13 protein-coding genes are annotated in these 11,678 nt (G+C 57.6%); 8 read left to right on the forward strand and 5 right to left on the reverse strand.

The window, feature by feature from the left end; genetic code table 11:
- Positions 1-2 precede the first annotated feature (2 nt).
- From MDHKLMBL_RS01870 to MDHKLMBL_RS01880, 3 genes are read right to left on the reverse strand one after another with little or no spacing between them, the layout of a single operon-like run.
- Positions 3-707, reverse strand: a complete 705-nt coding sequence (locus MDHKLMBL_RS01870) for an SIMPL domain-containing protein (RefSeq protein WP_008177442.1) — start codon at positions 705-707, stop codon at positions 3-5.
- 31 nt (positions 708-738) lie between these two features.
- A complete protein-coding gene (locus MDHKLMBL_RS01875) occupies positions 739-1,473 on the reverse strand; it encodes a gamma-glutamyl-gamma-aminobutyrate hydrolase family protein (RefSeq protein WP_008177443.1) in 735 nt (244 codons plus the stop codon).
- The gene (locus tag MDHKLMBL_RS01880) at positions 1,466-2,467 is read right to left on the reverse strand and encodes an amidoligase family protein (protein WP_104270006.1); all 1,002 of its coding nucleotides are present in this window, start codon (positions 2,465-2,467) and stop codon (positions 1,466-1,468) included. The genes MDHKLMBL_RS01875 and MDHKLMBL_RS01880 overlap by 8 nt, the downstream gene beginning before the upstream one ends.
- A 215-nt stretch (positions 2,468-2,682) precedes the next feature.
- Here MDHKLMBL_RS01880 and lexA point away from each other — a divergent pair, with 215 nt between their 5' ends.
- Positions 2,683-3,294: a transcriptional repressor LexA gene (gene lexA / locus MDHKLMBL_RS01885; protein WP_008177448.1), complete on the forward strand. Its 612-nt coding sequence runs from the start codon at positions 2,683-2,685 to the stop codon at positions 3,292-3,294.
- A gap of 42 nt (positions 3,295-3,336) precedes the next feature.
- The gene (locus MDHKLMBL_RS01890; protein ID WP_008177450.1) at positions 3,337-3,828 is read left to right on the forward strand and encodes a cell division inhibitor SulA; all 492 of its coding nucleotides are present in this window, start codon (positions 3,337-3,339) and stop codon (positions 3,826-3,828) included.
- 4 nt (positions 3,829-3,832) lie between these two features.
- Here MDHKLMBL_RS01890 and MDHKLMBL_RS01895 read toward each other — a convergent pair whose 3' ends face one another.
- A complete protein-coding gene (locus MDHKLMBL_RS01895; RefSeq protein WP_008177453.1) occupies positions 3,833-4,093 on the reverse strand; it encodes a hypothetical protein in 261 nt (86 codons plus the stop codon).
- A 51-nt stretch (positions 4,094-4,144) separates the two neighbouring features.
- Entirely contained in the window at positions 4,145-4,657 is a 513-nt protein-coding gene (locus tag MDHKLMBL_RS01900) for a DUF6586 family protein (RefSeq protein WP_008177455.1), read from the reverse strand.
- Between the two features lie 223 nt (positions 4,658-4,880).
- On the opposite strand from MDHKLMBL_RS01900, the gene MDHKLMBL_RS01905 reads away from it, so the two are divergent.
- From MDHKLMBL_RS01905 to fliE, 6 genes are all read left to right on the forward strand, one after another.
- The gene (locus tag MDHKLMBL_RS01905; protein ID WP_008177457.1) at positions 4,881-6,239 is read left to right on the forward strand and encodes a DUF1329 domain-containing protein; all 1,359 of its coding nucleotides are present in this window, start codon (positions 4,881-4,883) and stop codon (positions 6,237-6,239) included.
- Between the two features lie 17 nt (positions 6,240-6,256).
- Positions 6,257-6,586 carry an SOS cell division inhibitor gene (locus MDHKLMBL_RS01910; protein WP_092033270.1) on the forward strand — a complete coding sequence of 110 codons (330 nt, stop codon included), beginning with the start codon at positions 6,257-6,259 and terminating at the stop codon, positions 6,584-6,586.
- A 70-nt stretch (positions 6,587-6,656) separates the two neighbouring features.
- Positions 6,657-8,108: a sigma-54 dependent transcriptional regulator gene (locus MDHKLMBL_RS01915; RefSeq protein WP_104270007.1), complete on the forward strand. Its 1,452-nt coding sequence runs from the start codon at positions 6,657-6,659 to the stop codon at positions 8,106-8,108.
- A gap of 230 nt (positions 8,109-8,338) precedes the next feature.
- A complete protein-coding gene (locus MDHKLMBL_RS01920) occupies positions 8,339-9,577 on the forward strand; it encodes a sensor histidine kinase (protein ID WP_092033265.1) in 1,239 nt (412 codons plus the stop codon).
- Between the two features lie 12 nt (positions 9,578-9,589).
- The gene (locus MDHKLMBL_RS01925) at positions 9,590-11,053 is read left to right on the forward strand and encodes a sigma-54-dependent transcriptional regulator (protein ID WP_104270008.1); all 1,464 of its coding nucleotides are present in this window, start codon (positions 9,590-9,592) and stop codon (positions 11,051-11,053) included.
- 251 nt (positions 11,054-11,304) lie between these two features.
- Positions 11,305-11,673 (forward strand): flagellar hook-basal body complex protein FliE, encoded by a 369-nt coding sequence (gene fliE / locus MDHKLMBL_RS01930; protein ID WP_008173058.1) that lies wholly within the window; start codon positions 11,305-11,307, stop codon positions 11,671-11,673.
- The last annotated feature ends 5 nt before the right edge of the window (positions 11,674-11,678 follow it).

Raw genomic sequence — 11,678 nt, forward strand, 5'->3', positions numbered from 1 at the left:
GTTCAGTCCAGCTCGAAGGTGGCGCTCACTGAGGCCCGGATTTCCCGCTCACCCACGCTCGAGACCGTATCCGACATGGATTTTGCCTCCGCCATCATCATTGGTACCGGGCGGTGCCCGCCATTGATGTTGATGGTGACCACATCACCACAGGTCTGGTCGAGCTGACTGGCCACGAATCGGCAGCGGGCCTGGGCGTCTGCGATGGCTCTGGCCAGTGCTTCCTGTTCCATACCGGTCTCATCCGAGTGGAAGAACTGGTGAGGGCCCAGGTGGTAATCCAGGCCCACAGCCTGGGCCTGCTGGAGCAGGGGATTGAGCAGGGTAAGATCACTGATGCTGAAGCTGACGGTCTGGGAGGCGACGGCCTGTTTGCGGGGCTGCTCCTCCCTTTCAGGTGCGGGCAGAGTTCGGGTGTAAAGGTTTACCGACGCGTCTGAGTAATCATTGAGCTGATCCTGGTACTCGGTAATACCCTCGCGCCACTGCGCCATCAGAGCCGCTACCCGTTCGGTGGCCTTCTGGGGAAGCTCGTGCTCGGCACTGGCTGTGAACTGGAGTCGGGCGCTGTCGGGCTCGTATCGGACACTGCCCTCGCCGGTGAGCGTAACCTCACCTGCCATTGTCAGGGCAGGTACTGTGAGCGCGAGAGGGAGAATAAAACCGGACTTCAGGTTAAAACGGATCTTTCGGTTCCGTCCGTTCATGGTAGTGCCTCCTTTGGAAACCGTTGATGGATCAGGCGTCGTCGGAATCCGGTTCCAGGCGCGCCAGTTTGTATCGGCGGGCAGCATCCACGAACTGGCCAAAGATGCGCCGGTGTCCGCCATGGTAGAGCAAGTATTCCGGGTGCCATTGGATGCCCGTTAGCCATTGGCGTCCGGTGCTTTCAATAGCCTGTACGAACAGATCATTGTCCACGGCGGTTACGCGCAGGTTTCGGCCCAGGCGCTTGATGGCCTGGCTGTGAATCCGGTTGGCGCCGATCACCGGGGAGCGCATGGCTTGCTCAAGCCGGCTGTGCGTTACCAGTCGCACGGTTTGCAAGGGCAAGAGCAGCGGGCGATGCCGGGTATTGACCCTCAGCGGTGTCACGTTCTGGCACAGGGACCCACCGTGGAAAACGTTGATGAACTGGGCGCCGCGGCAAATCCCGAGCACGGGAATGCCAATGGCTTCAGCCTGCTCAAGCAGTGACTGATCGGTTTTATCCCGCTTGCGGTCATAATTGGCGGTAACCTGTGGCTCCTGCCCATAACGTTCAGGATGGACGTGGGTGCCGCCTGACAGCACCAGGCCATCAAGCATGGGTACGGCAACCCGTGAACCCGGACGAATATAGTGGGTCCGGGCACCGTGGAGGCGCAGGCCCAGACTGATCAGCCGATGGGCAAGGCTTTTTCGAGCGGGACCACTGATGCCGATCGTCAGGCCCGGAACCTCAAGTTCCTGTTCTTTGGACTCTTCAGACATACCCGTTTTTGGCCAGCCAGTCGTCAGTGGTTTCCCGCCAGCTGTGGGTCAGGTTGTGAAGATTCAGTTTACGCCGCTCCCGGAACAGTTGCCGTATATCGGCCAGGTCGTCGGGATTGTTGGCCAGTTGCTCCAGAACGACCCAGTCGTTCCAAACGGTTGAGAAATGCCAGCCGGGATTGTCGATGTCGCAATCCGGCAACCGGTAATGCAGGGTTGGCCTGCTTTTTATCCGGGGATCCTGAACATGGCGTTCCAGCCGTTCCTTGTCCAGGTGGGCAAACAGTGGAAGCAGGTCAAGCGCGCGATTGCGGGTAGGATTGAACTCCAGGTAATCCTCCATGAGCTCCCCGAGGTTTGGATGATAGTTATCCTCCATCAGGAGCTCTGTGTAGCGGCCGTGCCAGGGTTCGATGTAGGTGGTGAATTTGCGGCTGACGTCCAGTTGATGCCGGTACTTGAGCCATTCATACAGGGCCGCGAACGCTTGGAAATAACGAACCAGGGTCTCCGGGCTGAGGTCGGGCAACTCAGGATTAAGCTGCAGGCCAAACGCAAAATAGATGGCGTCCCGGCTGCCCAGTGCCCCGGCGTTTCGGAGTTTGTCGACGAGCGTTTCAATCACCTCGACGCTGGAAAACTTCAGAGGTGGGCTTATGATCTCGAGGGGTACCACGCGTTCGGCCGCGGCGTCGATCACATCCATCGCCTGTCCACCGAGTTCACGAATGGACTCGGGGAGGCGCTCATCCGCCAGATCAAGATCCTTGATCGGATCGGAATCAAGCTCAACCGTGAAGTCGCCAAGAGCTGTCTGCAAGTTTGTCACATAGCGTGACTTGAGCTCAGGAGTGCCCTCCAGCATCTTCGCCGCCAATGTAACCAGCTCATCGTAGCCCAGACCAGACAGTTCGATCTCGACGCCAACCCGGCGTTCCTTCCCTTCGTTCGTCTCTAGGATGTCAGGCATCCTGCAGGCACTGACTTGAGTCATGGTGCTCCCTGGTTCGTGAGGAATAGTGCCCTAACCATATCACACCGCTGTTGATCCTCATTATTAAGCGGATGCAAGAAAATCAGGGAGCCGACTTTACACTGGATAAAACACTGTATATAGTCAGTTTACTGTATAAAAAAACAGGGCCACCGGAGCCACTCTTACGAGAGGCCGATGTTTGCAGCGGCCCGATCCCGATATAGCGGAGTAGCTTGATGAAGCTGACAGCAAGGCAGTCCCAGGTACTGGATATTATTCGCCGATACGTCGACGAGACCGGCTATCCGCCAACCCGTGCTGAAATCGCGGCAGAACTGGGCTTCCGTTCGGCCAACGCCGCGGAAGAACATCTCCGGGCATTGGCAAGGAAAGGTGCCATCGAGATGGTGCCGGGAGCGAGCCGCGGCATCCGTCTGCCTGAGGCGGAAGAGGACCTGGGCCTCCCGGTCATTGGTCAGGTCGCTGCCGGTAGTCCGATCCTTGCTCAGGAGCACATCGAGGATCACTGCACACTGCAGCCAGAATTCTTTTCGCCGTCTGCAGATTATCTTCTGCGGGTCCGGGGCATGAGCATGAAAGACATCGGTATTCTCGATGGCGACCTGCTGGCAGTTCACAGTACCCAGGATGTTCACAACGGCCAGGTGGTTGTTGCCCGGGTTGGCGATGAGGTCACGGTAAAGCGTTTCCGCAAGGAAGGCTCGAAAGTCTACCTGATTGCCGAAAACGAAGAATTCGCACCGATCGAAGTGGACCTGACCGAACAGGAGCTGTTCATCGAGGGTCTGGGTGTTGGTGTTATCCGCCGCTCTGACCTGCACTGAGCGGTTCGGATAGCCTCAGATAGTTTGAATAACGGGTGAATTATGGAACAAATGAGCTTTAATCAGAATCTGGCCTACAACCCCAATGCTCTGTCCTGTTCAGTGTCGGCAACCGCCGCCCGCGAGCGACGTTCCGTCATTCGCGCCCGACGCGCTCCGGAAACCACCGAACCCAAAGTCTGTGGCAATGTGACTGAGATCATTCTGCCGGAAGGCCAGGTAGAAAATTTCCAGCTGCTGTTGCCAATGCTAACCCAGCTGAATCAGGAGAAGCGCTGGCTGGCCTGGATCGACCCGCCCCAGGCGCTGGTCAGCAAGTGGCAAAAAATGCACGGGATTGTCGCCGGCGAATTGCTGGTGCTGCGTTCAACACCGGACTATCCTGCCCAGGACCTGGCAGAGCGAGCCCTCAGTGCCGGCACCTGTCACGCGGTGGTCATGTGGACCCGTAAACTGGGGCGAACTGCCTTCGAATCCCTGCAAAGAGCCTCGGCCGAGGGCAATAGCCACGGCGTCGTTCTCAGGCAGCGTTAACCGATCAATGCAGAGTGTAGGAGGGCTGGGCGTCTGAGGCGTCCAGTTCGTCATCTTCCCAGTCGATATCGTGGGCAACATTGCCTACAGCCTCAATGCCAGCTGCAATCATTGCTTTGGCAACCGACATATCCCGATCTTCCATCATTTCCCGGGCTTCTTCCGAAAAAGAGATTTTTACCAGTGGCGCACTGTCATCATCAATGCGGCGCAGGGCGTAATCGCCATTGGTCAATTGCACGATTTCAAAAAACGATGGTGACATTCAATAAACCTTCAAGTTAATACGATTTGAATAACCGGAGCTGGGAGTGGCTTACCACTCGCTGTGCTGCTCTTCCAGATCGTCGGCAAAATGTTTGACGGCGGTCAGCGTTTTCATCAAAGCAGCCGACGATCGATCCGGGCCGGAATCGGCCGATACCGCAATGATGTTTTCCTCGCTCACGGTTTTTTTGGTCGCCGGGGGTCTGCTTTGGGCGCGCTCGAGTTGCTCCAGATGGTTCCACCAACTCCCGGATCGCTGTTCCAGCTCCTTCAGGCGGCCAACTTCACTCGGTTCTGGCCCGATAAGAGCGACCAGCTCATCAAGGGTTGAAGGCTCCTCTGATTTTCTCTGGTATAGCCTCGCAACCATGACCAGCAACAGTTTTCGAGACCGCAGAAGCAGCTCGATCGCCCCCTGAATAGCGGCCTCCCGGCGCAGCGCCTGTTCCGCCTCGTTGGGACGTTGTTCCTGAGCCTCGTCTGTGGGCCGGTCGAGTGGCTGAAGCAGCGTGCGGGCGAGAAAGAGCTTTTGAGAAACCAGTGAGTGCCATTGCGAGGCCATGGAATACCTTCAATCCCCCAGCGCGGGTATAACCCCGAAAATTAATTCGTCACTATATCATTTTCGCTATCAAATTTCTTCCATTCTCTGTGCGGTGAGGTTTCACAATAAAACACAAACATTCACTTGAAACGACCGTTTGAATTTGGCAAAAAGGCGCCCGGCTGTGCGAGTTCTGCTCGTGGCGGCTACCCAACAGCATGAATTTCTGGAGGTGTAAGGGATGCGAAGCCAACTGGTTGCAGGTGTCGCACTGGTTTTTCTCGGGTTTTCCGGACAGGCCCTGTCCAAGGTCACGGCCGCCGAGGCCGAGCGGCTGGGTGGTGAACTGACCCCGGTCGGAGCCGAAAAGGCGGGCAACCGCTCAGGCAGCATACCCGAATGGACCGGAGGTTTGGCCACGCCGCCGGACGGCTGGCGTGAGGGGCAAGTGGAAATTAACCCGTTTCCCGAAGATGAAGCTCTTTTCGTTATTACCTCCAACAACCTGGAGCTATACAGGGACAAGCTTTCAGACGGTCACATTGCCATGCTGGAGAAGTATGGGCCCGACTTCTTCATGCCGGTTTACCAGACCCGACGGACTGCCGCGTTTCCCGAGCACGTCTACGACAAATTTCGTGAGAACGCGCTGACAGCGCAGTTGCTGGACAATGGTAACGGCGTTCGTGACACCATCATGACCAGTCCCTTCCCGATTCCAAAAAATGGTCTGGAGGTTATCTGGAACCATATCCTGCGCTATCGGGGCGAAGAAATTTCCCTGCGTAGTGCCTCTGCAACGCCCCAGAGGGATGGCTCCTACAACCCGGTGGTCAATGATTACGACTACTTCTTCGCATACAGCCAGAGGGGTGCGGAGCTGGCGGAAATCGATAACAAGATTTTTTACCTGAAGACGGACACTGTCTCACCGTCGTCACTGGCCGGCACCATCACGCTGGTGCATGAAACGCTTGACCAGGTGCGGTCGCCGCGTCTTGCGTGGCGGTACGATTCCGGTTCCCGTCGTCTTCGCCGGTCGCCCAACCTGGCCTACGAAACCGACCTGCCGAATTCATCCTCGCTGCGGTCCGTCGACCAGAAAGACATGTACAACGGTGCGCCTAACCAATACGACTGGGAGCTGAAAGGCAAGCGCGAGTTGTTCGTGCCCTACAATGCCTACAAGCTTCACGGGCCAGAAATCGAAGCCGACGACGTGATTCGTCCGGGCCATATCAATCAGCAGCTTACCCGCTACGAACTTCATCGGGTTTGGGTAGTCGAAGCGAAACGCCGTACCGGTATCAGCCACATTTATGATCGCCGCGTGTTTTACGTGGATGAAGACAGCTGGCAGATCCTCGCGTCCGAGGAATACGATGCAGAGGGGAATCTGTGGCGTGTGTCGGAAGCTCACAACATCAGCTATTACAGTGAGCCGGTATTCTGGACTACCATGGAAATGACTTACGACCTGAAGGCGGAGCGTTATTACGTTGATGGGCTGGATAATGGATTCCCGGCGTACGATTTCGCCCCGGGGTTCCGTGGCAACGAATTTACTGCCTCCGCCGCCCGTCGTGCCGCTCGCCGCTGATTTCCAAGGAGACTGACATGGCAGACCCGCAAGCCCACCTGGACCACCTGGATCGACTGATGGCGGATCTCGGTCGCGCCTTGGCCGAAAAGGACTGGGACGCGATGGCGGGGCTGAACGAGCAGGTGAAGCCGGCAGTCGAGCCGCTGATGGCTGCCCTGGAAGCGGGAGAGGTTGATGCGGAGCCGGTGAGGCTCCGCTTGCAGGAACTACAGCAGTTTATTGACGCCGCCGATGAATCGGCCCGAATGGCCCGCAAGGAGGCGGAGGATGGCCTGAAGGGTGTAAACAGGAACCGGAGTGCGGCGAAGGCCTACCAGAACGTTTCTTCAAACCGACCAAAATAGCGTCATAAAATTGACTCTGGGGTTCTTACAGTCTTAAATACCGCACAAATCCCCCAAGAGATTCGGTTGAATGTCTAAAAATAACAAAGTGCTGGTGCTGAGCGAGGATGATTCAAGATTGCGGGACATAGTCACCATTCTTGAGTTCATTGGCGAGGAGCAGGTCCTTGCCGGCGATGAAGCCAGGGCACTTTTGAGCAGTGGTGATGAGGAAAGCCTTTCAGATATCGCGGTCGCGGTGGTGAATGGCGAGGATGCAGGAGCCACCGAGGCGATCACCGCTGTGTGTGATGCCGTTCAGGGCGTACCGTTTCTGGTTGTTGGTCACCCTGAGCTCAAGGGGCTGTCCGACGAGACCAGCGGTCGCATCATTGCTCGCATGGAATGGCCGCTCAATTACACCAAGTTCGTCGATTCGCTCTACCGGGCCCAGATCTATCGGGATCAGTTCACCCGCTCCCGGGAGCGTGGCCAGCAGCGCGGTTTGCAGCTCTTCCGGAGCCTTGTGGGAACCAGCCGAAAAGTCCAGCAGGTACGCCAGCTGATGGAGCAGGTGGCGGATAAGGACGTCAGCGTTCTCATTACCGGTGAGTCCGGTACCGGCAAGGAGGTGGTCGCCCGCAACCTGCATTACCATTCTTCCCGTCGTGATAAACCATTTGTTCCGGTCAACTGTGGCGCCATTCCGGCGGAGCTGCTGGAAAGCGAGCTGTTCGGCCATGAAAAAGGGGCCTTTACCGGAGCCATCACGGCCCGGGTAGGGCGCTTCGAGATGGCCGAGGGGGGCACTCTGTTTCTCGATGAGATCGGAGACATGCCGCTCAACATGCAGGTCAAGATTCTCCGGGTTCTGCAGGAGCGAACGTTCGAGCGGGTGGGAAGCAATCGCACCCAGTCTGCAGATGTGCGGGTAATCGCGGCCACCCATAAGCACCTGGAAGACATGATTGAATCCGGGGATTTCAGGGAAGACCTTTATTATCGCCTGAATGTGTTCCCCATCGAGATGCCGGCCCTGCGTGACCGGGTGGAAGACATTCCCCTTCTGATTAATGAACTCATTTCGCGGATGGAAAAAGAGAAGCGTGGATCGCTGCGGATGAATTCCGCGGCCATCATGAGTCTGTGCAGGCACGACTGGCCGGGCAATGTGCGCGAACTGGCGAATCTTGTTGAACGCCTGTCGATCATGCATCCCTATGGTGTAATCGGCGTGCAGGAGCTGCCCAAGAAGTTCCGCTACGTTGACGACTATGATGAGAATCGCCCGGTGGAGGACACGGGTATGCCTTCCGGTATTCCTGGCCTGGTGGGCCTGGATGCCCCGGCATTGCTGCCGGTGAACGGTATCGACCTGAAGGATTACCTCTCCAACCTCGAGAAACAGCTGATCCAGCAGGCGCTCGACGAGGCCGGCGGCGTTGTGGCCAGGGCTGCCGAGAAGCTGCGGATCCGACGCACTACTCTGGTAGAGAAGGTTCGAAAGTACGGGCTGCGGGAAGAGGAATCTGAGGAGTCCTGAGCAGGATCGCCCGGAATTTAGAGCTCCCTGAACGGCGTCAAAGGTTCGTAACCTGAGGCGCCGTTTCCGTTTCTGACCGACGTAAAATTGTCATTCTACTCTTTCAAGAATCTCCTTGCCTTTGAAATATATAGAAAAAATCAAGTTGGCACGTTGCTGGCTTACAAACCTGCAAACGAAGTATCCGAACTATGAGGTCCGAACCGACGGGCCGATCGGGGAGTCAGGTTATGAGTCAGGCACAATTTGTTCTTCAGTCCGGCGCGGGCGGCACAAAGACCAACGCTGCGGCGGACGTCAATGACAAGGTTACCGCCCTGTTTCCGGAACAGGACGATGAGGCGGTGGATACCGCCCTGGAATTGTTCAACCGGATGTCGCGGCAGATCACTGACTCCTACCGGACCCTCGAATCCCGGGTCAACCAGCTTTCCGGCGAGCTGAACCAGGAATCGCTCCAGCGTCAGCAGGAGCTTGAAGAAAAAGAGCAGCTGGCAGATCGTCTGTCCACCTTGCTGAACGCACTGCCTGCCGGCGTTGTCGTTCTGGATAGCCAGGGCGTGGTAACGCAGACCAACCCGGCAGCCATTGCGCTTCTGGGGGAGCCCCTCGACGGTGCCCGCTGGGTTGATGTCATCCATCGCTGTTTTGCGCCCCGGCGGGACGATGGTCACGAAGTGTCTCTGAAGGATGGTCGCAGGGTCAGCATCGAGATCCGGACCATGGAAAACCAGCCCGGCCAGTTGATTCTGCTGACAGACCTCACCGAAACCCGGCACCTTCAGGCGCAGCTGGCTCACGCCCAGCGTCTGTCTGCCATGGGCAAGATGGTTGCGTCTCTCGCTCACCAGATCCGTACTCCGCTGTCCGCGGCCATTCTTTACGGTGGTCATCTGAGCCAGGAGGACCTGGACGAAGAAATGCGCCAGCGCTGTGCTTCCCGCCTGATGTCGCGCCTGACCCACCTGGAACAGCAGGTGCGGGATATGCTCATTTTCGCCCGGGGCGAAACCCGGCTGGCCGAGGAGTTATCTGCCGACAAACTGGTCTCGGCACTGGCATCGGCAGTCGAGGGGCTGAAGCCGGCTCCGGGCGCGACAGTGAAGCTTGAGAACAAAATCTCCAGCGACTGCCGGCTGATGTGTAATCGGGATGCCCTAGTTGGCGCCTGTACCAATCTGGTGAATAACAGCCTGGAGGCCGGCGCTCGCCATGTGGCGGTTCGGGTAACCGAGGAAACCGGGGAACTGGTCATCCGGGTTGTGGACAACGGCCCAGGTTTTGAGCTCTCGGACGCTGCCCGGCTGACCGAAGCTTTTTATACAACCAAGTCCCATGGCACGGGTCTCGGCCTTGCAGTGGTTCAGGCCGTTATCAAGGCGCATCAGGGACGGTTTTCCATTGAATCGCCGGAGCAGGGCGGTGCTGTAGCCACCCTGCGTTTGCCGCAATTACGTAACAGACACTGATCGGAGGCAACCATGGCCAAGGCCCAGATTCTGATTGTTGAGGACGACCATGACCTGCGTGAAGCGCTGGTAACCACCCTCGAACTGGCAAAATTCCGGGTGCGGGAAGCATGCAATGCCAGCGAGGCCCTTGAGCGACTGGCCGAGGCTCCGGTGGATATGGTGGTCAGTGATGTCAACATGCCGGGTCTGTCAGGGCACCAGCTTCTGGCAGAGGTGCAGCGGCTGTACCCGGGCCTGCCAATGATGCTGATCACGGCCTATGGCCAGATCAGCGATGCGGTATCCGCCATGCAGGCCGGCGCTATCGATTATCTGGTGAAGCCATTCGAACCGCGTTTCCTGGTGGATGCCGTCAGCAAGGTTGTTGGCGGCGGGCGTGAGAAAGCCAGTGATGAGCCGGTGGCAGAAGACCCGATCAGCAAGCGGATGTTCCAGCTGGCGACCAAAGTGGCCGGCAGCGATTCCACCGTCATGATCTCGGGGGAAAGCGGAACTGGCAAGGAAGTCCTTGCCCGGTTTATTCACGAGCAGTCCCCGCGGTCAGGGCAGCCATTCGTGGCGATCAACTGTGCTGCAATACCGGAAAACATGCTGGAGGCTATCCTGTTCGGTCACGAGAAAGGTGCCTTTACCGGTGCCGTCGCCTCCTCGCCCGGCAAATTCGAGCAGGCCAACGGCGGCACCATTCTGCTGGACGAGATTTCGGAGATGGATCTGGGGCTTCAATCCAAGCTCTTGCGGGTATTGCAGGAGCGGGAAGTGGAGCGGGTTGGTGGTCGCAAAACCATCAGCCTGGATGTCCGTGTTGTAGCGACCACCAACCGGGATCTGGCGGATTACGTTCGCGAAGGCAAGTTCCGGGAAGACCTTTATTACCGTCTGACAGTGTTCCCGATGCACTGGCAGCCGCTCCGGGAGCGGCCGCTGGATATCATGCCACTGGCTACTTCGCTGCTTAAAAAGCATTGCCGCAAAATGAAGCTGACCGGGATTACCTTCGCCCAGGATGCCAGGAGCGCGCTCATGCATCACCAATGGCCGGGGAATGTCCGCGAGCTGGATAATGCCATCCAGCGAGCTCTGGTGCTACATCAGGGCAATGTGATTCATTCGGGGGATCTGTGCCTGGAGTTGGGCATTACCGGGCGACCGGACCTTCGGAGCATGGAGCCGGTTTCCCATGCTGACACTACTTCGAGCACGGCGGGCGAGCCTGGCTTCTCGGACCGGAGTGTTTCGTCCCTCGAGCAGTCCTGCGATGAACAGGACGGCGAACCGGAAGGGGCGGTTTCCCTGGGCGATGATCTGAGGCAGCAGGAATTCCGTATCATTATTCAGACACTCCGGAAAGAGCGTGGGCGTCGCAACAGGGCCGCAGAGCAATTGGGGATCAGCCCCCGGACGCTCAGGTACAAGCTGGCCCAGATGCGCGACGCCGGAATCGATCTGGACGCCGAGATGGCCTTGGTCTGACCCCCTGCAAGACGAACTCCTTCATTGGCACCCCTCGGGGTGCCGTTTTTTTATCTTCGATTCCCCATGCCGGTGGGGTCATCCTGCCCCTCGTCAAAAGTCCGTCATGGAACTTTCACGACTCCGTCCTTGGGTTCGTAACCTTCTGATATTTATATCTAAAATCTACTTGGCCTGCCAATTGCTTTACCGGAGCTAAGATCATCCCAAGAGCAATTCCGTCCCTGGGAGGGCGGAGCCAGGAGAGAGTTATGGTTCAGCGTGCCGACATCAACAGTGTTTTGTCCGATATCCGGTCCCTGCGTTCACAGATGATGCAGAACCAGCGGGTCGAGCAGGATCAATCGGTTCGTGGTCGCATAGACGGCCCTCGCCAGGTTCAGGAAACCCAGGAGACGCCCAGCTTCAATGACATGCTTAGCAACGCGGTGAACAACGTGAACGACCTCCAGAAAACGGCTGGGGATCTGCGAACCGCCTACGACATGGGCGATCCGAACGTAGACATCACCCGCGTGATGATTGCCGCCCAGAAATCCTCTGTCTCCTTCGAAGCGCTGACCCAGGTACGTAACCGGGTGGTTCGGGCCTACGAAGACATTATGAACATGCCGATCTGATAACG

The sequence above is a fragment of the Marinobacter flavimaris genome (assembly GCF_002933295.1).
Classification (GTDB): domain Bacteria; phylum Pseudomonadota; class Gammaproteobacteria; order Pseudomonadales; family Oleiphilaceae; genus Marinobacter; species Marinobacter flavimaris.